The sequence below is a fragment of the Mameliella sp. MMSF_3455 genome, from assembly GCF_030733205.1.
Taxonomy (GTDB): Bacteria; Pseudomonadota; Alphaproteobacteria; order Rhodobacterales; family Rhodobacteraceae; genus Antarctobacter.
Map to the genome: position 1 here is coordinate 22374 of NZ_JASHJL010000031.1, position 26269 is coordinate 48642.

30 protein-coding genes and 1 pseudogene are annotated in these 26269 nt (G+C 63.9%); 23 read left to right on the forward strand and 8 right to left on the reverse strand.

Annotated elements, in window-relative coordinates; translation table 11 throughout:
- Positions 1-190: 190 nt before the first annotated feature.
- Together RBB42_RS19710 and RBB42_RS19715 are read right to left on the reverse strand one after the other, a co-directional pair.
- Entirely contained in the window at positions 191-1033 is an 843-nt protein-coding gene (locus tag RBB42_RS19710) for a hypothetical protein (protein WP_306043770.1), read from the reverse strand.
- Positions 1034-1270: 237 nt separating this feature from the next.
- Positions 1271-1927 carry a hypothetical protein gene (locus tag RBB42_RS19715; protein WP_306043771.1) on the reverse strand — a complete coding sequence of 219 codons (657 nt, stop codon included), beginning with the start codon at positions 1925-1927 and terminating at the stop codon, positions 1271-1273.
- 168 nt (positions 1928-2095) lie between these two features.
- Between RBB42_RS19715 and RBB42_RS19720 the strand changes: the two genes are divergently transcribed.
- Positions 2096-2284 (forward strand): type II toxin-antitoxin system ParD family antitoxin, encoded by a 189-nt coding sequence (locus RBB42_RS19720; protein WP_306043772.1) that lies wholly within the window; start codon positions 2096-2098, stop codon positions 2282-2284.
- A gap of 152 nt (positions 2285-2436) precedes the next feature.
- Here RBB42_RS19720 and RBB42_RS19725 read toward each other — a convergent pair whose 3' ends face one another.
- From RBB42_RS19725 to RBB42_RS19735, 3 genes are read right to left on the reverse strand one after another with little or no spacing between them, the layout of a single operon-like run.
- On the reverse strand, positions 2437-2736 hold the full coding sequence (locus RBB42_RS19725) for a type II toxin-antitoxin system RelE/ParE family toxin (RefSeq protein ID WP_306043773.1): 300 nt from the start codon (positions 2734-2736) through the stop codon (positions 2437-2439).
- An 8-nt stretch (positions 2737-2744) separates the two neighbouring features.
- The gene (locus RBB42_RS19730; RefSeq protein WP_306043774.1) at positions 2745-3011 is read right to left on the reverse strand and encodes a type II TA system antitoxin, ParD family; all 267 of its coding nucleotides are present in this window, start codon (positions 3009-3011) and stop codon (positions 2745-2747) included.
- A 42-nt stretch (positions 3012-3053) separates the two neighbouring features.
- On the reverse strand, positions 3054-3332 hold the full coding sequence (locus RBB42_RS19735) for a hypothetical protein (RefSeq protein WP_371932224.1): 279 nt from the start codon (positions 3330-3332) through the stop codon (positions 3054-3056).
- Positions 3333-3515: 183 nt separating this feature from the next.
- Here RBB42_RS19735 and RBB42_RS19740 point away from each other — a divergent pair, with 183 nt between their 5' ends.
- The 19 genes and pseudogenes from RBB42_RS19740 to RBB42_RS19830 all read left to right on the forward strand — a co-directional run bounded on the left by RBB42_RS19740 (position 3516) and on the right by RBB42_RS19830 (position 19088).
- Positions 3516-3851, forward strand: a complete 336-nt coding sequence (locus RBB42_RS19740; RefSeq protein WP_306043775.1) for a hypothetical protein — start codon at positions 3516-3518, stop codon at positions 3849-3851.
- A 73-nt stretch (positions 3852-3924) separates the two neighbouring features.
- Positions 3925-4566: a lytic transglycosylase domain-containing protein gene (locus tag RBB42_RS19745; protein WP_306043776.1), complete on the forward strand. Its 642-nt coding sequence runs from the start codon at positions 3925-3927 to the stop codon at positions 4564-4566.
- A complete protein-coding gene (locus tag RBB42_RS19750) occupies positions 4563-4856 on the forward strand; it encodes a TrbC/VirB2 family protein (RefSeq protein ID WP_306043778.1) in 294 nt (97 codons plus the stop codon). Before RBB42_RS19745 ends, RBB42_RS19750 begins: the two co-directional genes overlap by 4 nt.
- Before the next feature lie 9 nt (positions 4857-4865).
- Positions 4866-5144: a VirB3 family type IV secretion system protein gene (locus RBB42_RS19755; protein ID WP_306043779.1), complete on the forward strand. Its 279-nt coding sequence runs from the start codon at positions 4866-4868 to the stop codon at positions 5142-5144.
- Positions 5134-7506 carry a VirB4 family type IV secretion/conjugal transfer ATPase gene (locus RBB42_RS19760; protein ID WP_306043780.1) on the forward strand — a complete coding sequence of 791 codons (2373 nt, stop codon included), beginning with the start codon at positions 5134-5136 and terminating at the stop codon, positions 7504-7506. The genes RBB42_RS19755 and RBB42_RS19760 overlap by 11 nt, the downstream gene beginning before the upstream one ends.
- Positions 7506-7709 carry a hypothetical protein gene (locus tag RBB42_RS19765; RefSeq protein WP_306043781.1) on the forward strand — a complete coding sequence of 68 codons (204 nt, stop codon included), beginning with the start codon at positions 7506-7508 and terminating at the stop codon, positions 7707-7709. The genes RBB42_RS19760 and RBB42_RS19765 overlap by 1 nt, the downstream gene beginning before the upstream one ends.
- 3 nt (positions 7710-7712) lie before the next feature.
- Positions 7713-8855: a lytic transglycosylase domain-containing protein gene (locus RBB42_RS19770; RefSeq protein ID WP_306043782.1), complete on the forward strand. Its 1143-nt coding sequence runs from the start codon at positions 7713-7715 to the stop codon at positions 8853-8855.
- A 62-nt stretch (positions 8856-8917) separates the two neighbouring features.
- Positions 8918-9664, forward strand: a complete 747-nt coding sequence (locus RBB42_RS19775; RefSeq protein WP_371932225.1) for a type IV secretion system protein — start codon at positions 8918-8920, stop codon at positions 9662-9664.
- On the forward strand, positions 9661-10320 hold the full coding sequence (locus RBB42_RS19780; protein WP_306043784.1) for a VirB8 family type IV secretion system protein: 660 nt from the start codon (positions 9661-9663) through the stop codon (positions 10318-10320). Before RBB42_RS19775 ends, RBB42_RS19780 begins: the two co-directional genes overlap by 4 nt.
- Positions 10321-10361: 41 nt before the next feature.
- Positions 10362-11024 carry a TrbG/VirB9 family P-type conjugative transfer protein gene (locus tag RBB42_RS19785; protein WP_306043785.1) on the forward strand — a complete coding sequence of 221 codons (663 nt, stop codon included), beginning with the start codon at positions 10362-10364 and terminating at the stop codon, positions 11022-11024.
- Complete coding sequence (locus RBB42_RS19790; RefSeq protein ID WP_306043786.1) at positions 11021-12343, forward strand: TrbI/VirB10 family protein; 1323 nt, start codon at positions 11021-11023, stop codon at positions 12341-12343. Before RBB42_RS19785 ends, RBB42_RS19790 begins: the two co-directional genes overlap by 4 nt.
- 1 nt (position 12344) lies before the next feature.
- Entirely contained in the window at positions 12345-13331 is a 987-nt protein-coding gene (locus RBB42_RS19795; protein WP_306043787.1) for an ATPase, T2SS/T4P/T4SS family, read from the forward strand.
- Positions 13332-13348: 17 nt separating this feature from the next.
- Entirely contained in the window at positions 13349-13768 is a 420-nt protein-coding gene (locus tag RBB42_RS19800; protein ID WP_306043788.1) for a hypothetical protein, read from the forward strand.
- Positions 13768-14796: a TrbL/VirB6 family protein gene (locus tag RBB42_RS19805; protein WP_306043789.1), complete on the forward strand. Its 1029-nt coding sequence runs from the start codon at positions 13768-13770 to the stop codon at positions 14794-14796. The genes RBB42_RS19800 and RBB42_RS19805 overlap by 1 nt, the downstream gene beginning before the upstream one ends.
- 153 nt (positions 14797-14949) lie before the next feature.
- On the forward strand, positions 14950-15201 hold the full coding sequence (locus tag RBB42_RS19810) for a helix-turn-helix domain-containing protein (RefSeq protein ID WP_306043790.1): 252 nt from the start codon (positions 14950-14952) through the stop codon (positions 15199-15201).
- The gene (locus RBB42_RS19815; RefSeq protein WP_306043791.1) at positions 15201-15782 is read left to right on the forward strand and encodes a HipA N-terminal domain-containing protein; all 582 of its coding nucleotides are present in this window, start codon (positions 15201-15203) and stop codon (positions 15780-15782) included. Before RBB42_RS19810 ends, RBB42_RS19815 begins: the two co-directional genes overlap by 1 nt.
- Positions 15783-15914: 132 nt before the next feature.
- Positions 15915-17454, forward strand: a pseudogene (gene istA / locus RBB42_RS19820) (IS21 family transposase).
- 14 nt (positions 17455-17468) lie between these two features.
- Positions 17469-18233 carry an IS21-like element helper ATPase IstB gene (gene istB, locus RBB42_RS19825; RefSeq protein WP_306043792.1) on the forward strand — a complete coding sequence of 255 codons (765 nt, stop codon included), beginning with the start codon at positions 17469-17471 and terminating at the stop codon, positions 18231-18233.
- Positions 18234-18311: 78 nt separating this feature from the next.
- Positions 18312-19088: a HipA domain-containing protein gene (locus RBB42_RS19830; protein WP_306043793.1), complete on the forward strand. Its 777-nt coding sequence runs from the start codon at positions 18312-18314 to the stop codon at positions 19086-19088.
- A 69-nt stretch (positions 19089-19157) separates the two neighbouring features.
- Here the strand turns inward: RBB42_RS19830 and RBB42_RS19835 are convergent, their stop codons facing one another.
- From RBB42_RS19835 to RBB42_RS19845, 3 genes are read right to left on the reverse strand one after another with little or no spacing between them, the layout of a single operon-like run.
- Positions 19158-21125, reverse strand: coding sequence for a type IV secretory system conjugative DNA transfer family protein (locus tag RBB42_RS19835; RefSeq protein ID WP_306043794.1), 1968 nt, complete (start codon positions 21123-21125; stop codon positions 19158-19160).
- A complete protein-coding gene (locus tag RBB42_RS19840; RefSeq protein ID WP_306043795.1) occupies positions 21118-23466 on the reverse strand; it encodes a relaxase/mobilization nuclease domain-containing protein in 2349 nt (782 codons plus the stop codon). Before RBB42_RS19840 ends, RBB42_RS19835 begins: the two co-directional genes overlap by 8 nt.
- Positions 23453-24040: a helix-turn-helix domain-containing protein gene (locus RBB42_RS19845; RefSeq protein ID WP_306043796.1), complete on the reverse strand. Its 588-nt coding sequence runs from the start codon at positions 24038-24040 to the stop codon at positions 23453-23455. Before RBB42_RS19845 ends, RBB42_RS19840 begins: the two co-directional genes overlap by 14 nt.
- Positions 24041-24529: 489 nt before the next feature.
- Here RBB42_RS19845 and RBB42_RS19850 point away from each other — a divergent pair, with 489 nt between their 5' ends.
- The 3 genes from RBB42_RS19850 to RBB42_RS19860 all read left to right on the forward strand — a co-directional run bounded on the left by RBB42_RS19850 (position 24530) and on the right by RBB42_RS19860 (position 26236).
- A complete protein-coding gene (locus RBB42_RS19850; protein ID WP_306043797.1) occupies positions 24530-25249 on the forward strand; it encodes a ParA family protein in 720 nt (239 codons plus the stop codon).
- A 4-nt stretch (positions 25250-25253) separates the two neighbouring features.
- A complete protein-coding gene (locus RBB42_RS19855) occupies positions 25254-25904 on the forward strand; it encodes a hypothetical protein (protein ID WP_306043798.1) in 651 nt (216 codons plus the stop codon).
- A 170-nt stretch (positions 25905-26074) separates the two neighbouring features.
- Positions 26075-26236 carry a hypothetical protein gene (locus RBB42_RS19860; protein WP_157733638.1) on the forward strand — a complete coding sequence of 54 codons (162 nt, stop codon included), beginning with the start codon at positions 26075-26077 and terminating at the stop codon, positions 26234-26236.
- Positions 26237-26269: the final 33 nt, after the last annotated feature.

The window sequence follows — 26269 nt, forward strand, 5'->3', positions numbered from 1 at the left end:
AGGCACATGACTGACAAAAAAGAAAACGCGGCGCCATTTTGTCTCAACAGTCGTTGGGCTTCTGGCAGCTCCTTCGCTGCTTCGCGCTCAAGATCAAGAGTAAGCGATGAGGTGGACGCCCCCCGGCGGCATCGAATGTGCCAAGGTAGCGGTGACTTAAAAGCTTAAAAAGCTCGATGTTCCAAGCACGCTACCGCGCAATCTCTCCTGCCAACACCGCCCGCCCGTGAACCGCCAACGTCGCTGAAAACCTCTGACATCCAAACTTGCGGATTACGTCGAGTACCCGCGCTTCGTAGGCCGCCGCTCCGATCCTGCGCTGCAGGTCGGCGGCATGAAACTGACGGTTCGCAACCGGCGCAGAGCGCGTCAGACGTACCAGCTCGGTTTCGGCACTGCCTGTATCCGATCTGGGGCAACTGACGGATCTCGGCGCTGCCGGCGGTCGCCCAACCGATGTCTGCCAACGCCGCATGAAGCCCAGGAGGAAACCCGCCGGGACGCAGGTGTTTCCGCGAGCTTCGTTGAAGGCCATGAAGCGATCCCAGATCGCCTGGGTATCGACATTCCAGCAGGGCAGGGCGGCCTTGGCCGCCTTGATCAGCGCCGCCCAGGTGGTGCGATGAACGTTCGACCCGGGGGTGATCTCGATCTTCCCGGAGAAGATAGTTTTGTTATTAGATTCTCTAGATAGTGATGTGTCGCCCCCAGTTGACGCCAGATGCTGCGGCACCTCGTCGGAAACGCAGCCAAAGCGGAAGAGCCACGGCGCGAACTTTCCGTTCGGCTTCCAGCGTTCGATGCGAAGCTCCGATGCCGCGAGTTCCGCTAGCAGGGTCGTGAGATGCTGGCGGGTCACACCCATGATCTCGGCAAGCGTGGAAAGCGTGAACGCCGCGGTACCGCGATCGAGACCGTTGTAGCCGTCCTTCCAGGCGATGCCGTCGAGGATGATCGTCGCGAGCTTGTGCGCGGAAACGGACAGATCGCATCGGAGGATCTGCCGCAGGATTGAGCCGGTCGTAAGGTCCATGAAAGTCGTCTCTTTCGAGGGACGACGTCAGATCGTGAGGCAACAACATTCCTGCCAGCAAAACAACTTTGCTGGTTGCAGGTCTCCGGGCGATCGGCTAGAAAACTCGGGCACAGTGAGTAATCGGGCACGGCGTCGGACTATCGGTCTGGCGTCGTTCTCTTTTCTGGGTCTGGGATGCACAGCCTCCGGTGCAAATGGATGAGCAGGCCCGAGGTGACCCGGGCTGGCAAATGGTCAGTAGCGGACTTCTTCGGAGCCGTAGTTTCCGGCGTGGTCACGCCAGTCGACGAAGACCGAGCGGTAGAAGTAGCTGCCGCAGCTGTTCGGGATCCGCAGCTGCGAGGCAGGCGGGACCTGGGCCGTGCTGGATGGCGTCCAGCGATAGTCGCCCTGCACGCCGTAGGATCCGAGCCGCGTCGAGTCGCTGCGATTGCAGTCGCCGTCGCGGTTTTCGTGCTGGCGGTACTGGATGTGATAGACCCGGATGCTGCGCACGGAATCGAAGGCGCCGCCCGAGATGTCGATGTCGGCCCCGTCCGTGGCCTGGACCTCGACGACGGGCGCATCCTCCGGGAAGGACTGCCGGGGCAGGGTGGCCTGAAATGCTGCGTCGAACAGGCGCTCAGCTGGACCAGGCGCTTCGGTCGGCGAGAACGACGCCCCCATGGGACAGCGCCAGATCTGGAGCGGCGGTTCGATGGGCCAGGGGGTGATCCGGCGGATGAATACCGCGCGGGCATGGGCACATGGCGCCGAGGCCGGCCAGCCGCCCGCGAGGCAGAGCAGGATGGCGCAGTCCACCTGGTATGCGCGCGCCGGGGCCGCCAGCGGGATCTGTCCCGGAAGCGTCAATGTCGCGGCCATCGCCAGCCGCAGGATCTTGCGTCGCATGTATCGACTCTCCACAAAACTATGCGGGCGAATACAATACAACATTTATGAAGGCAATTCGATTTCTTCGCAGTCTTCCCGGAGCTGAAGCGGAGACCGGCAGAATCGCCGGCAAACCTCGTGAACTCTCGTCAATTCCTGATAGGATCGCGCAATGAGGAGGGCGCGATGCCGAAGTTCCACCTGACCGAACAGATGCAGAAAGATGTGCAGGTGCGGATCGAGGTCGGCGCGCGACAGTTCTCCGCGCTCAAGGCGGATCTACAGCGTGCGGCAGCGATGGCAGAGACGGGCGATTTTGCCGCGTTCGACGCGCACGCTTTCGAGCCAGAGGCATTCGACCGCCGAAAGGGATGACGACATGACCATCCGGCGCGGTCAGGCCGAACTCGGGGACTTTTCCCCACACCATCAAGACCGAAAGCCGGGACCGGAAGCTGGGGTATTGGTGACAGCTCCGACGTTACCACTGATAATCCCGGTTCCCGCGAAGGCGCGTCTACCCTGGGTCACAACCGATCCTTCAGCCACCGCACGAAATCCATGCGTTCATGCAGGACGGCGAGAACGATCGGGCGCGGCGCGAAAAGCCAGACGACATAGTGATGCTCACGGCGATGGATGCGGACATCTTCCGGCAGGAGATCGAGAGTTTTCGACCGCGCACGTCCCGCTCTGATCGCATCACAGCAGGCTGCTATCTGGTCGAGACACTTGTCGGCCTGATCGGCCCCCCAGGCCTCAAATGTGTAGGCCCAGATCGCGCGCAGGTCCTCCTCGGCGCCGAGCGTGAGATCGTAACCCGCCATCGTGGGACCTATCGTTCGGCTTGCTCACGCGCTTCGCCGCGGATGTCTCGGATCGATTTTTGGGAGAACTCGCCACGACGGGCCTGGTCAATGCGCGGCTTAAGGAACCCTGCAAGGGCCGCGAAGGCCTCGCCCTCGCTCATGCCATCGAGCGATGGCGCATCGCCGAGCGTCCGGTTCAGGACGTACTCCTTGATGCTTTGACCCTTCAGGGCCGCGATGGCCTTGAGCTTCTGGTGTTCTTCCGCGGTGATGTCGATCGAGAGTCTGGGCATGCTTTCAAGATAGCGACGCCCGACCCACAAAACAACATTTGTTCACTCCAGGATCTCGACCAGCCGTCCATAGTCGCGGCTGACCTCCTGCGCCTCGAGGAAGGCGCGCTGGCGCTCGGCATCGAGGCAGCGAAAGTACTCCTGGATGTCGGCGATGTATGCCTCGAAGTCGGCCCGCAGTAGATCGGCATAGGCGCGCACGTCTTCAGCGCTTTCGGGCAGGAAGGGCCGTTCCGGCGCGACACAGGCGCTTGCCATCTGACCGCTCAGCACGAAGATTGCCACCAAACCGGGCAGGTTGGTTCGTCCGACACAAAACATGCGCAGGGCAAAACTCCTTTGCCGGTGTGAATCGGTGGATTTGTGTGATAGCGGGCCTAAGTGCGCGAAAGCATCCGGTCAAGATGAAGAAATCGTCTTGCAGTCATTTATGTTGTATTGTATCACCCGTGCGGAAATGTCCCGCGGGCCGATACTCATGATGAGGAGGGCCCAGGGGAGGTCATGATAGAAGAAGCACCGAATGTGGTCACCGAAGACGGGTTGCGCGGATTGCTCGGCCAGGGATACAGGGCCGAGGTTGTCTGCAAGGAAGGCGCCGAGAAACGCCACAACAGCTGGTACGGCACCTGGACCGTGCGAGCCGTCTCGGCCGATGGACGGGACGAGAAACTGCTCGTCACCTCGCGCAGCTTCCTCAAGATCCGAGAATTCAAAACGATCGTCGGCCTCGTCAGTTTCCTGGCCGACATGGGCGCAACCGTCGTCTCCATCCCGCTCGAAGAGGGTGGGCGGGTTCCGCACGAAGCCCCGGGCAAACCTCTGGCCGCCAAGGCCTGACGAATTTGCCGCCTGCCGCGTTCTCGCGGTCCTTGTCCTGCTTGGTACAGGTGTTTGTTCCGCACCCTCGGCCTTGCTGGCACAGTCGAACACAGGCGGGTTCATCTTTTCCGTCGGCCAGGACGGTCGGCTGATCGACGTCTCCGCCGCGCAGGGTGATCCGGACGCGTCGACCGACCTGAAGACAGGCGATGCAACGCGTCCCGGCGACCGGCTCTTTCTCTTCTCTAATCGATCTCAAGATAAAGCGGATGCAGAGAGCGCCACGCGCACGCCCGTTCCGGCTCCTCCCGAGATTCTCGCGGCCATCGAGGCGACCGCCTTCCGCTATGCCGGTCACCCCGGGTTGCGCCGCGCCGGTCTCTCGGTCACCGACTGGGTCGCGCTCTACCGGGCCAATATCGAGATCGAGAGCGCCTACAATCCACGTGCGCTGAGCGATGCCGGGGCGATCGGGCTCGGCCAGCTGATGCCGGACACGGCGCAGGCCTTGGGCGTCGATCCGCATGACCCGCGCCAGAACCTCGACGCATCGGCGCGGTATCTCCTGATGATGCTTGACCGTTTCGGCGACAGCCGCCTGGCGCTCGCCGCCTACAATGCCGGACCCGAGGCGGTCGACCGATATGGTGGCATTCCCCCTTACCGAGAAACCATGGCCCATGTGGCGAAAGTGACCGCCGCGATGTTGCGCCTGAGAGGAGAGATTTCGTGAAGAGACCTGTAAATGTGACCGCCGTCGCGGCGGCCCTGCTGATCGTTGCTGCCGGACCGGCGCTCGCCCAGAGCATCGACCTCTCGCCGGTGCAGACCTTGTTGCAGGGCATCGTCGATGCGATCACCGGCCCCTTGGGTATCGTGATCGGCACGCTGGCGCTGATCGGCGTGTTCCTGTCCTGGCTCTTCGGCATCCTCGATTTCCGGCAGGCGCTCTGGGTCGTCGTGGCGATTGCGGGCATCGCTGCAGCGCCGACCATTGTTGCCGCCATCTGGACGACCCCCTGAGGCACGGCCATGACAGACCAGTCGCGCGTCTTCATCGGCCTCCTGAGGCCGCCCAAGCTCATGGGCTTGCCGATCATGTATGCCATGGTCTGGCTCTTCGGCTCCACGCTGCTGTTCCTCTGGGTGCAGAGCTGGGTCGTGGTGCTGATCGCCGGCATCGCCTGGCCCCTGCTCTGGAAGGCCGCCGACTGGGATCCGAACTTCCTCGACGTGCTGGTGATCACGCTCCAGGAGACGCCGCCGACCCGGAACCGCAAAATTCACGGAGGCGACAGCTATGCCCCGTGATGCTGGATATGCTGAAGACCTCGATCTCGGGACGGCGCTGCCCTCCTGGGTGGCAGGCGAGAAGCGTCTCTCGCAGATGCTGCCCTATGTGAGCCTCGTCAGCGACACCACGATCCGCCTGCGCGGCAATGAGCTGATGCAATGCATCCGGCTCGAGGGGGTGAACAGCACCACAAGCGAGGACGGGCATCTTGACCGCATCGGCGCGCTGATGGCCGGGATCGTGGCCCAAGCCGGGACAGGATTCTCCTTCTACCTGCACAAGGTCTCGAAGGCGGTCGAGGTGGACCTGCCGCCGGTCGAGGACGCGGGCTTCGCGGGCGAGATCGACCGGCGCTGGCGCGCGAATTTGCGCGCCTCGGGTCTGCGTGACAAGACGCTGACCCTCACAGTCCTGAAACGCCCCGAGGCGGGCCGAGGCCTGCCGTTCCTGGCCGCCGCCTCTCGGGCGCGGCTCGCGCAGGACACGGTTCGGAGGCTGCGCAAGCTCGACGAGGTGGTGGGGTTCATCCTCTCCACCTTCGACGAGATGAAACCCCGCCTTCTCTCGGCCCGGTCCGGAGCACTGCTCGGCTTCCTCGGCAGTCTCAATACGGGGTGCGAGCATCCGCTCTTCCCGCGCTCGCGCTTCGGCATCCTCGCCGAGGACGTGGCCAACACGCGGGTGACCTTCGTCGGTCCGACCATCCGCCTCTCCGATGGGGCGGTGGGCGAGAAATTCGGCGCGATCTTCGCTGTGAAGAACTATCCGGCCAAGACCGACGCGCTGATGCTCGACGAGTTGAACCTGCCGGTCGACATGGTCGTCACGCATTCCTTCGTGCCCATCAACTCGAACATCATGGCCGGTCGGATCAAGCGGCAGCTCAGGCTCATGCAGGCCGCCAATGACGGCGCGGTCAGCCTCGCCGAAGAGCTGGAGCTCGCGCAGGACGACCTGGAATCCAAACGCCTGATCTTCGGCGAACATCACATGACCGTGGCGGTCTATGCCACGACCCGCGCCGCGCTCGACGATATCTGCGCCGAGGTGCGCAACATCGCCGCCAGCACCGGCATCAACCTGATCTCCGAAGGCTTCGGCGCGCGGGCGCATTACATGGCGCAGCATCCCGGCAATACCGGGGCGCGGAGCCGCAAGGCGGCGATCACCAATCACAATTTCGCGGACCTGGCGACATTGCATCGCACGCCCTTGGGCAAGCCCGGAAGCGACGTGCCCTGGGGCCTGCCGATCACGCTCTTCCCGACACCCGAGCGCGGCGGGTTCCGCTTCAACTTCCACGAACAGGGCGCGCCGGACCGCGAACCGACCGGCGGCCACACGTTGATCCTCGGCCGCCCCGGCTCCGGCAAGTCGGTGCTCGCGGCCTTCCTCATGGCCATGGCGCGGCGCGCGAATGCCCGGCTCTTCGTCTTCGACTACCGCGCCGGCATGGAGATTGCGGTGCGGGCGCTCGGCGGCAGCTATTCGACCGTGCGGGCCGGGCGGCCCACGGGTCTCAATCCGCTCCAGACCGAGACCGATGCGCGCGGCCAGGCCTGGCTCGCCGATTGGCTGGCGACGCTGCTCGAACGCCGCGATCGCCCGCTCACCCCGGTGCAGACCAACCGGCTGCAGGAGGTCGTACGCCAGAACGCCTCGGCCAGTCACAAAGGTCTCCGGAACTGGTCGGATTTTGCCTCGCTGCTGGTCTCGACCGATGACGAGGGCGATCTCTTCGAGCGCATGCAGGAATGGACCGCCGAGGGCCGCTACGGCTGGATATTCGGCGCAAACCCGCAAGATACGTTCAGCCTCGCTGGCGACATCTCCGGCTTCGATCTGACCGGTATCCTAGATTCCGAGTGCGAACGGGAACGAATGGCGGTGCTCTCCTATCTCTTCCGGCGGGTCGAGCGCGTGATCGAGGACCGCAAGCCGACCGTCATCCTGATCGACGAGGCCTGGAAGGCACTCGACAACGCCTACTTCGCCGAACGGCTGTCGAACTGGCTCGTCACCGCCCGGAAACAGAACGCGGTCGTCGTGATGATGACGCAATACGCGAGCCAGCTCGAGCGCACCCGCACCGGCAAGACCATCGTTGAAGCGGTGCCGACGCAGATCCTCCTGCCGAACATCCGCGCCAGCGAGGCCGATTACGCCATGCTGGGGCTGTCGGAGAAGGAGCTCGATATCCTCCTCGGCGTCGGCTCGTCCTCGCGCCTGGCGCTCGTCCGCGACGACCGCGGCGCTGTGGTGATCGATGCAGACCTCTCGAGCCTCGGACCGCTCGTGACCATCCTCGGCGGCATGGAGAAGGGCGAGGAGCTGGTGGGCAGCGACTACCGCGACCGCCCGGACTTCTGGAGAACATGATGAACAAGACGATGACCCTGCGCCTGGGGCTTCTCGTCCTCGGGCTCACCCTGTCGGCCTGCGCCGAGTACAAGTCCGCGACAGCGAACTGCTTCAACTTCCGGGCCGAGACCGCGAACGCACCGCGTGTCTCGACCAAGGGCGCCGTCGTCACCCGCGACGACACCGCCTGCAGCTTCACTGCCCTCGGCGCCGTGAACTGACCCATGATGCGCCGTTTCCCAACCATCCTGGTATGCGCCGTGCTTGCCTGTCCCGCGTCGGGGCAGGGTGTGCCGACCTTCGACGCGCAGGGCTTCGCGCGCACGGCGGCGCTGATCGCGCAGCGCGACAAGGACTTGGCGCTGCAGCGTGACACGCTGACCCGCAAAGGGGAGCTCGCCGAAATCGAACGCCAGCAGCTCGCGGCGCTGAACGATCTGGTCGAAGCGACCAGCTTGGGCGGAACGGATGTCTCGGATACCATCGACGGGCTGGAAGCGGGCAGGGGGCCCGAGACCGCCGCCGCGGTGCTCTTTGAGCCCGAAGATGGCAATCCGGCCGCGACACGCATGTTCGGCGACGCGCGGGAAGGGATCGAGGAGTTGATCATACGCGCGGCGCGTGACACCCACTTCCTCCCCGGGGTGTCGCGCGCCGGATTGTCCCTCGTGCAATGGCGCTGCCTCCTGCAGGCGCTGATCTGGCAGGAGAGCCGGTTCCAGATCGGCGCGCGTTCGCATGTCGGCGCCTATGGCCTCACCCAGATCATGCCGGACACCGCGAAGGATCTGGGTGTCTACCCCGGCTATTACGACGATCCTTACCTGCAGGTGGCCGGCGGCGCGCGTTACCTCGCGCAGATGCTGAACATGTTCGACGGCGACATCATCATCGGGCTGGCGGCCTATAACGCCGGTCCGGGCAACGTGCAGAACTACGGCGGCGTACCGCCGTTCTCAGAAACCCAGCACTACGTCGTGGTCATCCCCGAGCAGTACAACCGCTATCTTTCTGCTGTCGGCGGGATCGACGCGCTCGGCACCATCGATCCGGTCCTGCTCGCCAACGCAAGCTTCAGCCTCTCGGCACATGGCTCCGGAGTCTATGGCGACTATTCGCTGGTCTCGGTCCGGGCCGCCGCGCTCCGGGTGCAGGACATCATCGAACGGATCGGCGAGACAGAAGATCTGCACGAGGCGCTGGCGCTCAACACCTATGCCCGCGCGGAACTGGCGCGCCTGGTCGCCATCCGCACCCGCCTCAAAGCCGCACGAACCGAGCCGATGAGCGCCGAGCAGATCGCGCTCGCGGCGGCGCAGGCCGCCGAGCGGCAATACATGGATTTCAGCTTGGAGACATTGCGATGAGGAAGACATTCCCGCACGCACGGAGAATTCTGTTCGGGACCGCAGCGACGGTGGCCCTGACGATGAGCATGGCGCCCGCGCCTGCCATCGCCCAGGGCGTGCCGACCGTCGATACCCAGAACATCGCCCAGGAAATCCGCCAGCTGCAGCAGATGCTGGAGGATTTCGGGATCCAGACCGATCAACTCGACACCCTTCTGGAACAACTCGACCTGGTGCAGCAGCAGCTCGACCAGCTGAACCAGATGTACGCCTCGCTCACGGGCGCCCGGGACAAGATCCTCGGGTTCGCCATGGGTGGCGATCTCGACGGGTTGCTCGAGGCGGATTTCTCCGACATCGGCGATCTGATCACCGGCATCCAGCAGGGCGACTGGAGCGCGCTCCTCGGCTCCTCCGCCGGGCCGCTGCGCACCCGGATGGAGGCCGCGCTGGCCGGCGCAGGGTTCGACGAGGACAGCCTTGCCGAAATCGCCCGCAGCGGCAGCCCGGGCGCGCAAGGCGTGGCCACCCGCGCCACCTCCGGGGCCGTGCTCTCGGCTGCGGCGCAGAACAGCCATGCCGAGGCGGCGCAATCGTTGATGCGCGTCGAGCGCCTGGTCGAGATGATCCCTGACATGGAGGACCTGAAAGCGTCGATGGATCACAACACCCGCGTGACCGCCGAGCTGGCCATCGCACTGACACGTATGTGGGAGCTCGAGGCGATCCAGACCGTCGGCGCGGGCAATGCGGGCGTGGTTGATGCGGCCATCATCGCCGAGGAGCGCCGCTTCATGGACTTCACCTTGCCGGACCTCAAGAAATGACGATAGGGACAAGCATCGACGCGATCGTCGAGGAGGAACTGGTCTATGGCGCGCTGCGGCGCGAGGAAACCTGGCGCAAGATCGGTATCGGTGGCGTGGTCTTCGGCGTGATGGGCTGCCTCTCGGCCGCCGCGGTCGCCCTCCTGATCGAGACGCCGCCGCCGGTTGTGGTTCCCTTCGATCCCGCGACCGGTCTCGCCCTGCCGAATGCCGCCGTGAAGACGGTGACGCTCGCCGAGCGCCCAGCGGTGATCGAGGCGCAGATCTACCGCTATATCACCGACCGCGAGACCTACAACCAGCTCGACAACGACCTGCGCGTGCGCCGGGTTTTGGCGCAGTCGAAGGGCGCGGCCGAGGCCAGCATGCGTGCGACCTGGACCAGCGGGCAGGACAATTACCCGCCGACGCGCTATGGGGCCGGGGCCGAGATGGCGGTCGAGATCGCCAGCATCACGCTCATCGGCGAGGACCGCGCGCAGGTCCGCCTGCGCAAACGCCTGACCGGGCCACAAGGCACGCAAGACGGTGCCTTCACCGCGACACTGATGTTCGCGTTCCGCCCCGAGACCCCGCGCGTCCTCGACGAGGTCTGGCAGAACCCGTTCGGCTTTACCGTCACGCAATATGCCATCAGATCGGACCGCGCCGAATGACGACCCGCCTGACCCTTTCCGGCCTCCTCGTCGCCGCCACGATGTCCGCGGGCCTCCCCACCTGGGCCGAGACCACGCCCGGGCGCGGCGCCCACGACAGCCGTGTCCGGATCGCGACCTGGGTCGGCGGCCAGGTATTCCGCGTGGTGACCAGTCTCACCCGCGTCACCACGGTCGAGTTCGGCGAGGGCGAGACCATCCGCTCGATCATCGCCGGCGACACGGTCGGCTTCCAGTTCGACGCGGTCCCGGGCGGACGCGCCTTCGCGATCAAGCCCGTGGCATCGGGCGTCGCCACCAACATCACCGTCTACACCAACCGGCACTCCTACTACTTCCACGTCGTCGAGGCGCGGGAGACCCCGCATTACGTCGTACAGTTCCGCTACCCCGAGAGCCGAAGCGCGTCCCGGCAGGCGGTGGCCGCCGCCGCCCCCAATGCCAATTACGGTGTCAGCAAAAAGCTCGAGTTCACACCACTCTCGGTCTGGGACGACGGCACTTTCACCTATTTCCGCTTTGCACGGAACGCGCCGATCCCGGCGATCTTCCGCCACACGCGCGGCGCAGAGCGCTCGGTCAACAGCCAGGTGCAAGAGGATGGCGTGATCCGCGTCTCCGGTGTGAACCCCGAATGGGTGCTGCGCCTCGGCGACGAAATTGTCTGCATCCAGGACCTCGGGCATCCGGGAGAGGGCGCATGACCGAAAACACCGACGATCTCGCAACCCGCCTCGCCGCGCTCGAAGGCACAACCGGTAAGAAGCCGGGGGGCAAGCGCCCGCCTGCGACTGCGGTCCTTCTGGGTATCCTTGGGATCGCCGGGCTGGGCGGTCTTGCCTATGCTGCGCTTTTGCCTGAGGCATCGGCGCCGATGCCGACCGCTGCACCAGCCGAGTTCCAGGACAAGGGGTCGGGCTTCGGCGACCTGGTGTCCGTCGTCCTGCCGGTCAAACCATTGGACCCTGCGCCAAACATTGTCGGACCAAGCGAGACCGAACGCGCGCTGATGCAATCGTTGGAGACTCTCCGTGCCGAACTGGAAGCCTTGCGCGCCGTACCCGTAAAACCCGATGAGGGCGCGGCCGATGCCGCCATCGCCGATCTGACCGCGCAGATCGCGGCGCTACAGGCGGCAGGGGAGGAGACGCGCCGCGCTTTCGAGCGGCAGTTGACCGAACGCGACCGCGCCCTGGAACGGATGCGTCTGGATCTGGAACTCGCGCAGCTGCAGCAGCCCGTGCCCGGGGCGCTCGGACCCACCGAAGAAGAGCTGCGCCTCGCCGAACTTGCACGCCGCCGTGCGGCCGAAGCCGAGGCCCGCGCCGAACGCATCGCCTCGCCGATGATCGCCTTCTCCGGCGCCGGGAGCGGGCCCAGGGACGGCGCCATCGAAGCCCGGCTGAACGCGGACGAGGCCTTCGTCCGGTCCGGTGCACAGGTCGCGGAAGTGACGCGCGCAGTTGTGATCGCCAACCCGTCCCACACCGTGCCGCAGGGCACGATGATCCAGGCGGTGACCGAGACCGCGCTCGACAGCAGCCTGCCCGGCGCGATCCGGGCCATCGTCTCCGAAGACGTGCATGCCTATGACGGCTCCCGCGTGTTGATCCCCCGCGGTTCGCGGCTGATCGGTCGCTATCGCTCCGACCTGGCGCTGGCGCAATCCCGGGTGATGGTGGCCTGGGACCGGATCATCCTGCCCGACAACCAATCTGTCCAGATCAGCGCCTATGGCGGGGACGCGTTGGGACGTTCCGGCACCACGGGCTTCGTCGATACCCGTTTCGCGGAACGCTTCGGCTCGGCCGCGCTGATCTCGCTGATCGGCGCGCTGCCCTCGGCCGCGGCGAGCCAAATCGAGGACGAAACCGCTGCAGATTTGGCGAGCGATGTCGGGTCCGACCTGCACGACAGCACGCAAAGCGTCCTGCAGGACTATCTCGCGATCAAGCCGGTCATCCATGTCGGCCAGGGCGCACGGATCACCGTCATGGTCGACCGCGACCTCGAGATCTTCTGAGATGGCGGCGAGTTACCTCGAAGCCTCGCTCGACGCGCTGGCACCCGCCATCGGGCGGCTCGACGTGATCGAAATCTGCATCAACCCCGATGGCAGCATCTGGGGCGAGTTCCATGGCGATCATTTCATGTCCGCGCTTGGCATGCCGCTGAGCCCGACCGCAATCAAGGATCTTGGCAACCAGATCGCCTCAGCCGCGGGCACGACGCTCAGCCAGAAGAAACCCATCGTCTCTGTCAGCATCCTCTACCGGGATCGCCCGATCCGCGCCCAGGTGATCCAGCCGCCCGCCGTCGAGGGCGGTTTTTCGATCTCGCTGCGGTTCTTCTCGAACCTGCCTCTGGAAGAGATCAAGCTCGCCTACCTTTTCGACCAGGAAACCAGCCTCGAGGCGCTGCGGCGCGAACGGAACCTCGCCCTGCGCGAAGTTGTGGCTTCGGGCGACATCGACGCTGCGCTCAAGTTCTGTGTTCAAAACAAGCTCAACATGATCGTCTCAGGCGGCACCTCCACCGGCAAGACCGTTGCGGCGCGCAAAATCCTTTCGCTCGTTCCGGACGTGGAGCGGATCGTGACCATTGAGGAAGCCGCGGAGCTGCGCCCCGGGCAACCGAACGCAGTGACGCTGATTTCGGACCGGGAAAGCGACACACGCGGTGCCGACCAACTCCTGACCTCGACCCTGCGGATGCGGCCGGACCGTATCGTGCTCGGCGAGGTTCGGGGCAAGGAGGCGATGACCTTCCTCGAGGCGATCAACACCGGCCATGGAGGCTCGCTGACGACGCTTCACGCGGAAACCCCCCAGCTCACCGTGAGACGGCTTGCCATCGCCGCGCTGAAGTCCGATCTGCCCCTGACCTACGCCGACATGATCCGCTACATCGAAGGCTCGATCGACGTCATCATCCAGGCCGGCCGCTTTGAGGGCGCGCGCGGCATCACCGAATTCTACCTGCCCGGTCAAACTGAAGACCCGGGCCTGTGACCGTCAAAGGATACGCCATGCGCCTTTCCAACATTGTCCTTCTTGTCGTTCTTGGCGCCGGTCCGGCGTTGGCCGAGGGCGCGCCCGACGTGTCGACCGACCTGACTGTCGACATGGCGCCGCAGCAGTTCCGCATCTGCAATGACCGTCCCGCGCGCCCCGTCTGGATGGATGAGTTGCATCCGCGTGAAGCCTACAAGGCGTTGACAATGATGGACCTCTACGAGTTGCGGGCTTGGGCGCGGATCGCAGAAACTGGAGACTGTTCCTGCGAGGTACGTTTCCCGGAATGGGATGGTGCTGACAAAGAGTACCAAGAACGGTTCGACGCACTGCCACAACCAGATCACACCGCACTACGGCTTGAGTGGGTCGAGACACGCAAGTCGCTGGAAGTCAGCGTACGACAGATCTGCCGAGAACAAGGCAACTGGTAATGGGAGTCGTCAGCTGGATGGTCGGAACGGCAGATGCCTTCCTCGCCGATGCCGCGGAGTCCCAGTTCGGGGCGGTCGCAGGCAATATCGGCACGATCGTCCTGCTGATGGTCACCCTTTCGGCCATCGGCCTATTCATAAACATGGCCTTCCAGTACCGCAGCATGGATGGCGCGAGCTTCTTCTGGTATCTCATGAAGTTGATGTTGGTCGGGCTTTTCGCCTTCAACTGGGTCCAGTTCAATGCGGTCGCCAATGCGGTGATTGGAGGCTTGGATTACGTCGCGGGCGCACTGATCTCGTCCGTTGGGGGCGGTGGGGCAGGGGCCACCTATTTTGCTTCTGAATTTGACTTCCTGATCGAGAAGTTCAGCCAATATCTGAACGCCATCGGCAGCAACCTGAACTGGATGACAGGGGCAATCCTCGGCGGCATCGGCCTCGTGCTGCTGAGCCTCCTCGGCTTCATGACCGGCATCGTCCTGATCTTCGCCAAGATGATGCTAACCCTGATGCTCGGCCTCGCCCCGGTCATGATCGCGCTCTCACTGTTCGAGGCGACGAAGGATTTCTTCCACCGCTGGGTCTCGACCACCGTCAGCTATGCCTTCTACCCCGTCGTCATCGCCGCGATGTTCTCGACCGTGGTCGGCATGGCCAACGCGCTCCTGGCGCAACTCGGCGATCCGGGCTCCGCGACCAATATTGGCTCGCTCGTCCCGTTTTTTGTGATGGTGTTCATGGCAAAGGGGTTCGTTGCGGCGACGCCGCTGATCGTGCGCGGGCTGTCTGGGAATTTCACGCTGATGGCCGGGCCGAATGTGTTCGGCGGTGCGGCGGCGGTTGCCAGGGGGATGGCGAACACGGCAGGGGTCAAAGGACGTGCACGGATCGGCGCGTTGACGACAGGAGAGGCAATTGGGCGAGGGATCTTGCAAGCGCCTGCAGAAACAGTCGCAACCGTCCGAACAAGTGGGGCGATGATCTCGCGGGTTGCTGACAGGGCGCGCAGGTTGAGCAAGACATGACCGTGGTGGAAGAACACCGCGGCGTCGGCTACGAACTTCGCTCCTTGACGCGCCCTGGCGTATAAAACGACACTATACGGCAAAGCGTGTAAATTCGATTGATACGCTAAAGCGCATATTGAACTTTTATACGCCTTGGCGTATTCTTGTGGAATGAGCGATCTGGCACGGACACCAAGACAAATCGGCACCCTCATCCAACGCATCCGCAAGAGGCGCAACTGGACACAGAAGCAACTCGCCGAACGAGCGGGCCTGCGGCAGGCGACGATCTCCACCATAGAGCGCGGAGAAAAACCCGCAAAGCTAGACTCCATCCTCGCCGTCCTGTCCGCCCTCGATCTGGAGTTTCGGATCGGCGAGCGCTCCAAAGGCGATGCCGGCGACATCGAAGAGATATTCTGATGGGGCGGCGTCCGGCCTATGCGCCATTGCGCGTCTATATGAACAACCGCCGCGTCGGCACCTTGAGCCGCGAGGCAAGCGGCGCCATCGGTTTTTCATACGAAGAGGACTGGCTGGGTTGGCAGCACGCCATGCCGGTCTCCCTGTCGTTGCCCCTGCGCGAGACGCCCTATCGCGGCGAGCCGGTCATGGCTGTTTTCGAGAACCTGCTGCCCGACTCGGACCAACTCCGACGCCTTGTTGCCGAGAAGGTCGGTGCACGTGGGATCGATGCCTATAGCCTGCTGACCAAGATCGGTCACGACTGCGTTGGGGCGCTCCAGTTCATCCAAGGGGATGAGGATGTCCCTGCCGCGACCGGCAAGATCGTGGGTGAACCTGTCGATGCGGCCGCCATTGAAAAGCTTCTGAACGGATTGAGCCAGGCTCCACTTGGCCTGTCCACTGACGATTCTTTCCGGATTTCCATCGCAGGCGCGCAGGAAAAGACAGCGTTGCTGTGGCATGAAGGTCGATGGATCAAGCCGCATGGCACGACGCCGACAACGCATCTGATCAAGACTGCGTGTTCCACAGGATGACGGGCGCGCGTTCCAGCTGATCGTGGGCAGCGATTCCACGGGATGATGGGCAGCCGTTCCACGCGATTGTGGGCGGCTTTGGCCGACAGTCTGAAGCTACGGTGACCTTCGTTTTTGAACGAGGGGGCCGAGATGCCAACGGGACGACTGTCGATGCGCCGGATACGCGATGTGCTACGGTTGAAGTATGCTCAGGGGATGAGCGAGAGGGCGATCGCCGCCTCGCTTGGTCTGGGGAAGGGAACGGTCGGGGCCTATCTCGGCCGCGCGCGCGCGGCTGGGTTGAGCTGGCCACTTCCCGGCGTGCTGTCGGACGACGACCTCGAGTTGCTGTTGTTTCCGGCAGCACCCTCAGTGGCGGACGGGGAGCGTCCCGTGCCGGACTGGTCCCTCGTGGACCGGGAACTGCGGCGGCCCGGCGTCACGCGCGCCCTTCTCTGGGAAGAGTATCGCGCCTCTCATCCCCTCGGCTTCGGTTACGCTTGGTTCTGTGAGCATTACGAGGCCTGGAAGGGCCGGGTGCGACCGACGATGCGCCAAACGCATGTCGGCGGTGAAAAGGTCTTCGTCGACTTTGCGGGTGACACGATTGACGTGATCGACCCTTCAACCGGGGAAGTCCGGGCCATGAAGCTGTTCGTCGCGGCGATGGGGGCGTCGAACTACACCTACGCCGAGGCCGTGGGGTCCGAGAGCCTCGAGGATTGGATCTGCGCGCATGTCCGGATGTTCACGTTCCTCGGCGGCGTGCCGAAGGTCGTGGTGCCGGACAACCTGAAGTCAGCGGTGTTCAAGGCGGATCGGTTCGATCCTGGCCTGAACCGGACCTATGCCGAGATGGCCAGCCACTATGGCACGGCGATCCTGCCAGCGCGTCCCTACAAGCCCCGCGACAAGGCGAAGGTGGAAGTCGCCGTGCAGGTCGCGCAGCGCTGGATTCTGGCGCGGCTGCGCAACCTGCGCTTCTTCTCACTGGCCGATCTGAACGCCGCGATCCGGCGGTTGCTGGACGAATTGAACGTGCGCGTCATGCGCGGCTACGGCGCCAGCCGTGCCGACCTCTTCGCCACGATCGACCGGCCGAACCTTCAGCCGCTGCCGCGGGCGCCTTACGCGTTCGCCCGCTGCAAAACGCGCCCGCGTCGCGCCCGACTATCACGTCGAGGTCGACGGCTCCTGGTATTCCGTGCCGTTCGGGCTGATCCGGCAGGAGGTCGATGTCCGCATCTGCGGAGCGGTCGTCGAAATCCTCCATAAAGGGCAACGGGTTGCCAGTCACCCGCGCTGCCCCGGCCGACGCAGCCACGTTACGGTCCCGGAGCACATGCCCTCGTCCCACCGTCGCCACGCGGAATGGACGCCCGCCCGCGTATTGGTGCAGGCCGAAAAGCTTGGTCCGTCAGTGGCGGCATTTTGCGAGGCTGTGATGGCCGACCGGCCTCATCCCGAGCAGGGCTTTCGAAGTTGCCTTGGCATTCTTGCGCTGGCCAGGAGCTATGAGCCCACCCGCCTCGATGCCGCCTGCCGACGCGGACTATCCATTCGGGCCCGCTCCGTCGCTTCCATCAGATCGATCCTGAAGAACGGGCTCGACACTGCCTTCCTCGAAGAAGACCCCGAGCAACTTCCTCTCCAACATTCGAACATCCGCGGACAAGGCTATTACCATTGAAAGGAGATCCCATCTTGCTGATCCATCCCACTTCCGAGCGCCTGATCGCCCTCGGCTTCACCGGCATGGCCAATGCGCTGGACGAGCAGCGACACGCCCCGGCCACCTTCGACAGCCTTGGCTTCGAAGATCGGCTGGGCCTTTTGGTCGACCGGGAGGCAGCCGAACGAGACGCAAAGCGACTGACCGCCCGCCTCAAGTTCGCCGCCCTGCGCCAGGCCGCCTGTGTCGAGGATCTCGACCTGCGCACCCCGCGCGGCATCGACCGCGCCGTCATGGCTCACCTGATCGAGGGTGCGTGGATCGCGCGCCACGAGAACCTGCTCATCACTGGCCCGACCGGCCTCGGCAAGAGTTGGATCGCCTGCGCACTTGGTCATAAGGCCTGCCGCGACGGTCGAGCCGTCGTCTACCATCGGGTGGGGCGTCTCTTCGAGGCCCTCGCCATCGCACGAGGCGATGGCCGACACGCCCGGATGCTCAAGGCGCTCGCCAGAACCGACCTGCTCATTCTCGATGACTGGGGCCTTGCCATCCTGACATCGCCGGAGCGAAGGGACCTGCTGGAGATCCTGGAGGACCGGCACGGTCGTGGCTCCACGATCGTCACCAGTCAGCTCCCGGTCGAACACTGGCACGATGCCATCGGCGACCCGACTCTGGCCGACGCCATTCTGGACCGGCTCGTCCACAATGCCCACCGTCTGCCCCTCGCCGGAGAAAGCATGCGCAAGCGCGCCGCCGAAATGAAACCGCTTGACCCGACGGGTCGAGCCTGACTCCATGCACCAGTCGGCCAGACTGCCCGAGGCGTGGAATGGCTGCCCACGATGCCGTGGAACAGATGCCCATCTTCCGTGGAATGCGCAATCAAGACGCAGATTGGCAAACTGCCGGGCGGCATAGACCTGTCGGACAGTGTCGAGAACGAATTCTTTTGCCTGAAACTCACTGAAGCCTTCGGCCTGCCGGTGAACACCGCCCGGATCGAGATCTTCGGCAAAACAAAGGCCTTGGTCATCGAACGCTTTGACCGCCGCTGGACAAAGGATGGCCGCTTGCTGCGTCTGCCACAGGAAGATTGCTGTCAGGCGCTGTCCGTCCCGCCGACGCTGAAATACCAGAACGACGGCGGTCCGGGGATGGTCGATGTCCTGAACCTGCTCAAGGGTAGCGACACGGCAATCGACGATCAGGAAACCTTTCTCAAAGCCCAGCTTGTCTTCTGGCTGATGGGCGCGAAGGATGCCCATGCAAAGAATTTCAGCGTGTACCTCGGCCCCGGCGGCAGCTACCGCATGACCCCGCTTTACGACATAGTCACCGCGCAAGGGGCGCTCGATGCGCGCCAGATAGAACGCAAACAGATGAAGATGGCGATGTCGGTTGGAAACAGCCGACATTACCGATTTGACCAGATCCATGGCCGACATTTCGCACAAACCGCCATGCGCGCAGGCCTGTCTCAGAAGAGTGCGCTGGCCGTGATCAAAGAGGTCGCGGCACGCGCGCTTGAAGCCCTCGAGATCGCGGCGAAAGCCCTGCCAAACGGATTCCCGCCAGCAATTGTCGATAGTGTCAGCGGAGCTTTGAAAGGCCGGCTTGGCGGCCTCAGATTATCCGGCGCTGTGTGACGCGGAATGTCCAAATGCTTGGTCAACGGTTGTTGTTTTTCTTGAGCCGACTGCTCGCTGTGCCAGCACCTAGCCGTGCTCCGAAATGATTGCGCGCGTTGTCTGTACGGCTGAGGCCAATGCCGTCTGGTCTGCGGTCTTGATGCCCAGTCCTTTGACATCAAGAGCAAGCTTGCCCTGGCCCCCACGACCCGCAGCAGCCCGTGCCGAACGGCCGCGTGCCTTCGGAAGCGGGCCGGAACTTGGCTGAGAAACTCCGCTCGAAAGCTCCGGCGTGTTCGGGCCCTCGTCCCGCGTGGCACTTGCCGCCCTCACCTCCTGCAGTTCCAGCTTCAGCTTCTCCACCGTCTCGCGTGTCTCCGTCATCTGCCGATCCCGCCGCAGGCCGTCCTCGTCCGGATACGGGAAGCTTCCCGATTGACCCGCATGCAGCACCTTCAGCGCGGGGTCTTCGAAGTATTTGATCCGCCGAGCCCGGATCGGCATCTGCGCGTCGATCACAAGAATGACCTCGTCGAGGTCCATGCGTCGGGCCTCATCTTCGGTCAGGAGCGGGGTATCCTCGGTTCGCTCCGAGACGCTGCGTCCTTCGAACGGATTGCGTCCAACAGCGCGGGAGCGGGTCACCACGCGCTTGGTGGTCTTGCCGACAGCTTGGCTCAGCTCCTCGATGGTCTTCTGTTCGGACGGGGTCAGGTAGAGTTTCACGCCCGCGCCGCCTTGAAGCGACCTGCGGGTGTTCTCACCATAGATCTCGTCCAGCGCAGGGATCGTCTGGGTCACGATGGCGAGGTTGCCGCCGAAGGAGCGCAGCGTTTTTATGCTTTCGGCGACGATTGGCATTTTACCGAGCCGGTCAAACTCGTCGAGCATGATCATCACGGGCCAAGGCTCGTCATCGCCGGGTTCCTGTGCCTGCAGCGAGGCAATCAGGTCCGAGAAAAAGAGACGGATCAGCGGAGCCAGCGGGCGGATCATCTCGGATTCGACCACAAGATAGATCGCATGTGGGCGGCGGCGGATATCCCGGAATGAGAAGTCAGAGGTCGCGGTGGCCGCGTCAATCGCGCGGTTGTCCCAAGTGTCGAGACCCGATGTCATCAGGAGGGAGAGGTAGGAAGTGAGGGTGTCGTTGTTGGTCGATGCCATACGCTCGAAGATCAGCTTGGCCGAGGTGTTCTTCACCTCCTGCGAGCGCTTCAGATACTCCTTCTGCTTGTCGCCCCCCGAGGCTGTGATGCGATAGATCTCGCCGATGGTCGGCACGCCGCGCTCGAAGGCCAGAAGGCCGGCCGCCACGAAGAGGTCGATACCCCCGGCCAAAAGCCCGCTCAGCTTTTCATTGTCGGTCTGCAGGAAGAGCTTCGCGGTGAGTTTAAGCTCCATCTGCTGCCGGTCGGGGTTGGTCATGGCAGCAATGCGCGCCAGCGGATTATAGCGATGTGTCGGTCGGTCCCAGTCGGTCGGCGCGAAGCGGAAAACCTTGTCCCCCATGCTGGCGCGGAAGCGCGAGGTCTCGCGGAAGTTCTCGCCTTTCACGTCGAGCACCACGGCGGAGCCCTTATAGGTCAGCAGGTTCGGGATCACGAACCCCACGCCCTTGCCCCGGCCTGTAGGCGCCACGATCAGCGCGTGGGGGAAGGTTTTTGAGACTAGGAACGGGCGCTTGGACTTCGGGGAGCCGAGCTTGCCCAGAAGGAAGCCGCCGCCGGGCTTGGCAAAGAAACCGTTCCTCTTCATCTCGATGCGAGTCTGCCAATGCGTCGTCCCGAAGCGGGTCAATGCATCCCCCAGAAGCGTGACGCTCAGCATCAGCGATGCCAGGCCGAAGCCGCCAAGGATGAGGTTCATCCAGAGGAAGTCTTTCGGTGCAGACTGAGACAGACCCCGATATTCGCGGGCAAGCAGGGTGACGTCGAAACGCGTGGGGGAGAGCCCGTACCTGAACATGACAAACCCAGTCGCCACAACATAGCCCATGGCGAGGCCGACCAGCACGAGGCTCAACACACCGAGGGCAATCTTGCCTTTATCCATGGGTGATCCCCTTCTCGCCATGGGTCGCGGCGTGGCGCGCCCGCTGCGCCTCGATCTGCTCTTCGGCCAATGCATCGAGAACGCGCTCCATCGCCGGGCCATGCGCAGTGACCTCGCTGCTCTGGAGATAGGTCCTGGCGAGCTCCAGCTGCCGCAGCGAATCCTCAGTGAACTTGTCGAGGACTTCTGCGTTGCCGGCCCGCAGCGCGTCGATTGCGTCGGGGCTTAGTCGCTCGTCGACCTGCCGGACGATGTCCTGTTGCTCTGACTCGGAGAGCGGGCCCCCGACGTCGTTGTTCCGCACAAAGGCCATGACGGTTGGGGCGGTCTCTTCCAGATACCGGCGCTCTGCGTAGTCTTCTCGCGCTTTGTCCTCGATGATGAGGCTGCGCTCGCTGATATAGGCACGCGACGCGCCGAGCGAACGAAGGTGATTGATTTCGTCTTGGACGGCCTGCCCGAACTCGTCATCCGGCATCTCCGTGCGATAGCGGGCGAGGGTGCGGAGCTCTTCGGTGATTGGACCGAGATGATCCGAAGGATCCCGCAAGGCGAGGTCCATGTCGCCAGCATGAAGCGTGCGGTCCTGCTCCGATACCGCATATTGCGGCGGCATTCGACTGTCAGTCATCTGTTCCCAAGCCATCGAGGCCAATTCGGCATGTTGCGGAGATCTCTGCGCATAGGCGTCGAACGCGACGCGGGCCTCTTCAACCTCCACGGCGCCGGCCCGCCTTACAGACGGGTCGTCGGAGAACGGATGATCGAAATCCGTCCGGCGGAACTGCGCCACCAGCGCCCTGAACGCCTGCCGCTCCGATGGGGCAAAGATGTCGGACCCGTCTTGCGCGAGATCACCCCCTGGTGCCGCCAACCGCTCACCGAGCACTTCCTCAGCGTCATCCACCTCGTCGACCTCGGTAGGCGCGCGCAGGACGCGCACGTCAGTCAGAACATCGCCCAACCGAACATGCACGGCTTCCAGCCGGTCGAGCGCTTCTTCCCGGTCCGCAGATTTCTCCAGATCGAGGTCGCTTGCTTTGGCAATCCGCTGCAGATCCTGTGCCAGCCACTGGCGTTCCAGTGCGGCATTGCCTGCCCCTTCCCGCAGGCGCGCGGCCACAGCCTCGGCATCGATGCTCGTGCCTTGCAACGCCTCGGCCAGCTTTGATGCCACCTCTCCATCGTCAAGACGCGTGAGGTGATCTTCACTTAAGTTCGGCCTTGCATAGATGCCGTCCCGGGACGGGGCATCGATCAGGGCGGCGGAGCGATCCCCGAGCGGGTTCAAATGCGCGACCGAGGCCAGAACGTCGGTCAGCTTGCGCTCGATCACCGGCCTCTCGGCCGCCGGCGCCCTGTCGATCGCCGCCTCGATCTGGCGAATGTTCTGAGAAAACTCGGTGATCAGCGTGTCGAATGCTGGCTCAACTTGGGACATATAGATGGCTCCGTCAGATTGAATCTGACCGCCACTGGCAAGGATGGTGCTGGCCCTCTCGAGCGCCTCGGCCACGTCTTCAAAATTCGAGCGTGACGCCTCCGCCGCGAGCCCGCGGTAGATCAACGCGTTATGCCTGACGGTTTCCAGAGCGGCCGCCAGGTCAGCACCGGTTCTCTGGCGCTCGACTGGGGGACGACCTTCGTCGCGGGCCTTGTAGATTTCGGAGGTCTCGGCGGCGTAGGTCGTGACGCCGCGATCCAGACGACGCGTCGCCTCAAGCCGGATCCCATGAACCCGGGCCGCCTCGACCATCGCCTCGCGAAAGGCGTCGTAGTTGAAGTGATGATCCTTCCCGAGAAAGAACATTTCGCCATCCTTGCTGCGGCGGTTCAGAACGATATGCGCATGTGGATGCGCGCGATCTTGGTGTATTGCAGCAACATAGTCGAATTGCGACCCCTCACCTTGAAAGAACCTCTCGCAGACCGCCTGGGTGATATCGCGCACCTCCTCACCCCTGGTGCCAACCGGGAATGCCATCAGCAGATGCGACGTATGGCCAAGCTTGGGGCTGTAGCGCTCGCTCCACTGGTTCTCGAACCGCCGCGCCACTCGGTTGATCTCGGCTTCCGAGAGCTGCTTCTTCCCGTCATGGGTGCCGCGACTGTCGAGGATATGGGTCGACTTTGTCGTGAGATAGGTGAGCTGCGCCCGTAGCTGCGCCCCGGTGTGGCAGCCCCCTTTCGAGATAGCCTTGAAGATCGCTGGCGAATAGCCGCGCGCAGCCCGAACCATCTGCGCGCCCTTGGAATGCCCCTGCCAGGATCCCGAAACTCGGCTCCAGCCGCGGTCAAAGAGCGCCGGGTCGATGCCACGGACCCGGTCACTCCGCGCCATTCTCATCCCTCTCGGCGAGGCCCGCCAGGGCAGAGCTGATCTCAAGGTCCAGCACGCTGCGCCGCGCACGCGACATCTCCTGGACCTGGTCGGCCAGATCGAAGACCAGACCTGCAAGGGCGCGGACGTCACGGTGACTTGAGGCCGGGTAGGACAGTCTCTCGCCCCGCACCTTGGCCTCGTTCAGACGCCGCGCGATCTGGTTCACGTTGTTGCCGACCCGGTTGAGCGCGGCGCCGAGGCTGCGCAACTCGTCGCACATCTCGTCGTCGGGCACGAAGACACCTTCGGCCGCCAGCATCAGGCGGCGCATGGCATCCGAGCGGTGCGCGATCCCGCGCCGCAACAGCGCCGCGTCGAACCGGCGCAGGTCGGCCTCTGACACCCGCATCGTCAGAACGCGAGACCGGCTTCCGTTGGCCGACTTCACCGAACGGCCGTGGCTGAGGACGTTGTAAATCGTCTTCGGGCTCACCCCAAAGCGCACAGCGAGATCGCTCACAGGAACGCCCTTCGCCCGCTCTCGGACGATCTTCGAGCGCTCCTCGTCGGTCAGGCGTCGGGCTTTGGGCATATGAAGTATACGTTCCTATTTCTTGCCAACTTCGTACAAGCCCGCCGGCTCCCAACGCAAGTGGAGTCGGCCATAAGGGCTTGTACTCAATGTATAAAATCGCACTGCAAGGGCGATTTGACGTCTTCTGCGGAGTGCATCCCGCGTGCTGCCTTCTGCAGCCCGCGAGATGCGCTTCGCGCCACGTCTTCCGCGTTCCGCGGCCCGTTTCCCGTCTTCTGCGTGCCGTCTTCTGCGGGATGCGGTCCGGCGTCTGGCACCCGTCTCATGTCCAGTGCCCCGCATCACACGCCGAGCGCGCTACGCACCCTGCTGCACGGACCGCGTCCCGTGTCGGCTGCCGCGTGCGATCGGCGCCCCGGAGAGTGCGTCACGCCGACTGCCCTATGTCTCGCGCAGCCCGCGCAATGCTTGACGTCCTCAATTGATCGGGATACCGACGCGACAATCGTTTTGAGACGTTTCACTATTTTTGCTGGAGATGCCCAGATGCCCAACGGCAACCTCGTGGTGATCGCCGCGATGGCCCGGAAGGGGGGGAGTGGCAAGACCACGCTCTCCCGCGCCCTGATCAGCGCCGCCGTCGCAGCCGGGCGCCGGGTGATGCTCATCGATACCGACAGCACCGGTGTGCTGTCGTCCTGGCACGCGCGCGCCGAAGGGGCAGGGTACGGCTCCCCACAGCTGCGCTCATCGGTCGCCGGGAGCGTCGGCGACGTCGACCGGATGATCGAGCAGGTCTACCTGGACGGCTCGGCGGATTTCATCTTCATCGACACCGCCGGGGTAGGGGCCGAATGGTCCGACGAGATCGCGGTGCTCGCCGATCACATCGTCACCCCGGTCATGCTCTCGACCTCGGATTTCGACGTCGGCGGCCAGACAGTGGATTGGTTCCGGCAGCTCGCGGCGCGCGTCGACGACGCCTCCGCGCTACCTCGGCACCACGTCGTCCTGAACATGGTCGACCCGAAGACCACCAAGGCGGATGCCGCGCTGATCGAGAGTGCCATCGGGATGTTCCCGCTCATCGAGACCGTGATGCTGCGCCGGAACGCCTACAAGGAAATGGACGAGAAGGGGCTCTTGCATGCCATCGCGCTGCAGAAGCAGTCCGACCCGAACCCGCTGATGCGCCCCCATGTCCGCCATATGGTCGAGGCCCTGGAGGAAGCGACCGACATCCTCAACAATGTCCTGGCGGCCTGACGCGATGCGCAAGAAGATCCCCAAAATCACCCGCCCGGACTCCGGCTATGCCGCAGGTCTGAAGGTCTCAGCGCCTGTCGAACCGCAACGCCAGGAGGTCACGAGGCCCGATGCTGAAGGGGTTGGGACGACGCGGGCAGGCGAGGGGTCAGAGCTGATGACGCCCCAACGGAAACCGGCACGTCAGGCCGAGACGGTGCCATTGGTCGTTGACCCTTCGCCACGTGTTGCACATCCCCAATCCGCGCGGACCCGGAAGGTGGATGTGCGGGTGACAGCCCTGGAGCGCCACGCAGCCGACCTCGTCGCCTGTGGCATCAATCCGGCCCATGTCGTCCGTGCCGCGCTGAGACGCGCGACAAAGCACTGGCAAATGAAGCAGGAGTTTGTGCCGCCTGTGAAGGAACGGACTGCGAAACCGTCTTCGTGGCGGATGCGCACGACCGTAGCCGTGGATGCGGAGGCCTTGACCGCGATCATGGCCACCGAGGACCCGCTCGACGTCTGCAGCAAGTGGTCGCTGATCCGCGGCCAGCTGGAGCCGCTGGTCTGGCAGGAGATCGACAGGATTCTTTCGGAACTGGCTGACGCTGCGGCGCAGAGCGAAGGTTCGCCAATGGGGAACGCGGCAGTCGACACGAGCCCAGGTGGTTAATCATTGAATTCAAAAGATATTTTTCCGTTTTGCCGGAAAATTCCGCGCATTGCATCTATCAACCGCAAATTGCATGTTGCAGGTGCAGCATAACGCTCCTAAGACGCCGACAAGAATGTGACAGCGCTACAGATCAATCGCTTTGCATCACGAGTTCAGAGGAGAGTACAATGTCCCAAGCCCCGCGTTTGACCGGCACACCCACCATGCGGATCCTCTCCAAGACCTCGGGCGCGCTGGTCGGCTACCTCTACGAATGGGATAACGGCGACCTCCAGCCAGCTTGGTTCGACGGCGAGGTGCAGGGCGTGCTGTATGAGCCTATGAACTGACGCGGTGGATGCCCCCCAACCAGCGGCATCTCG

Bases quoted from the DNA above. Each gene is read 5' to 3' on its own strand.
- RBB42_RS19710 (WP_306043770.1), bottom strand. From the start codon at position 1,033: ATGGACCTTACGACCGGCTCAATCCTGCGGCAGATCCTCCGATGCGAT.
- RBB42_RS19715 (WP_306043771.1), bottom strand. From the start codon at position 1,927: ATGCGACGCAAGATCCTGCGGCTGGCGATGGCCGCGACATTGACGCTT.
- RBB42_RS19720 (WP_306043772.1), top strand. From the start codon at position 2,096: ATGCCGAAGTTCCACCTGACCGAACAGATGCAGAAAGATGTGCAGGTG.
- RBB42_RS19725 (WP_306043773.1), bottom strand. From the start codon at position 2,736: ATGGCGGGTTACGATCTCACGCTCGGCGCCGAGGAGGACCTGCGCGCG.
- RBB42_RS19730 (WP_306043774.1), bottom strand. From the start codon at position 3,011: ATGCCCAGACTCTCGATCGACATCACCGCGGAAGAACACCAGAAGCTC.
- RBB42_RS19735 (WP_371932224.1), bottom strand. From the start codon at position 3,332: ATGTTTTGTGTCGGACGAACCAACCTGCCCGGTTTGGTGGCAATCTTC.
- RBB42_RS19740 (WP_306043775.1), top strand. From the start codon at position 3,516: ATGATAGAAGAAGCACCGAATGTGGTCACCGAAGACGGGTTGCGCGGA.
- RBB42_RS19755 (WP_306043779.1), top strand. From the start codon at position 4,866: ATGACAGACCAGTCGCGCGTCTTCATCGGCCTCCTGAGGCCGCCCAAG.
- RBB42_RS19760 (WP_306043780.1), top strand. From the start codon at position 5,134: ATGCCCCGTGATGCTGGATATGCTGAAGACCTCGATCTCGGGACGGCG.
- RBB42_RS19765 (WP_306043781.1), top strand. From the start codon at position 7,506: ATGAACAAGACGATGACCCTGCGCCTGGGGCTTCTCGTCCTCGGGCTC.
- RBB42_RS19770 (WP_306043782.1), top strand. From the start codon at position 7,713: ATGATGCGCCGTTTCCCAACCATCCTGGTATGCGCCGTGCTTGCCTGT.
- RBB42_RS19775 (WP_371932225.1), top strand. From the start codon at position 8,918: ATGAGCATGGCGCCCGCGCCTGCCATCGCCCAGGGCGTGCCGACCGTC.
- RBB42_RS19780 (WP_306043784.1), top strand. From the start codon at position 9,661: ATGACGATAGGGACAAGCATCGACGCGATCGTCGAGGAGGAACTGGTC.
- RBB42_RS19785 (WP_306043785.1), top strand. From the start codon at position 10,362: ATGTCCGCGGGCCTCCCCACCTGGGCCGAGACCACGCCCGGGCGCGGC.
- RBB42_RS19790 (WP_306043786.1), top strand. From the start codon at position 11,021: ATGACCGAAAACACCGACGATCTCGCAACCCGCCTCGCCGCGCTCGAA.
- RBB42_RS19795 (WP_306043787.1), top strand. From the start codon at position 12,345: ATGGCGGCGAGTTACCTCGAAGCCTCGCTCGACGCGCTGGCACCCGCC.
- RBB42_RS19800 (WP_306043788.1), top strand. From the start codon at position 13,349: ATGCGCCTTTCCAACATTGTCCTTCTTGTCGTTCTTGGCGCCGGTCCG.
- RBB42_RS19805 (WP_306043789.1), top strand. From the start codon at position 13,768: ATGGGAGTCGTCAGCTGGATGGTCGGAACGGCAGATGCCTTCCTCGCC.
- RBB42_RS19810 (WP_306043790.1), top strand. From the start codon at position 14,950: ATGAGCGATCTGGCACGGACACCAAGACAAATCGGCACCCTCATCCAA.
- RBB42_RS19815 (WP_306043791.1), top strand. From the start codon at position 15,201: ATGGGGCGGCGTCCGGCCTATGCGCCATTGCGCGTCTATATGAACAAC.
- RBB42_RS19835 (WP_306043794.1), bottom strand. From the start codon at position 21,125: ATGGATAAAGGCAAGATTGCCCTCGGTGTGTTGAGCCTCGTGCTGGTC.
- RBB42_RS19840 (WP_306043795.1), bottom strand. From the start codon at position 23,466: ATGGCGCGGAGTGACCGGGTCCGTGGCATCGACCCGGCGCTCTTTGAC.
- RBB42_RS19845 (WP_306043796.1), bottom strand. From the start codon at position 24,040: ATGCCCAAAGCCCGACGCCTGACCGACGAGGAGCGCTCGAAGATCGTC.
- RBB42_RS19850 (WP_306043797.1), top strand. From the start codon at position 24,530: ATGCCCAACGGCAACCTCGTGGTGATCGCCGCGATGGCCCGGAAGGGG.
- RBB42_RS19855 (WP_306043798.1), top strand. From the start codon at position 25,254: ATGCGCAAGAAGATCCCCAAAATCACCCGCCCGGACTCCGGCTATGCC.
- RBB42_RS19860 (WP_157733638.1), top strand. From the start codon at position 26,075: ATGTCCCAAGCCCCGCGTTTGACCGGCACACCCACCATGCGGATCCTC.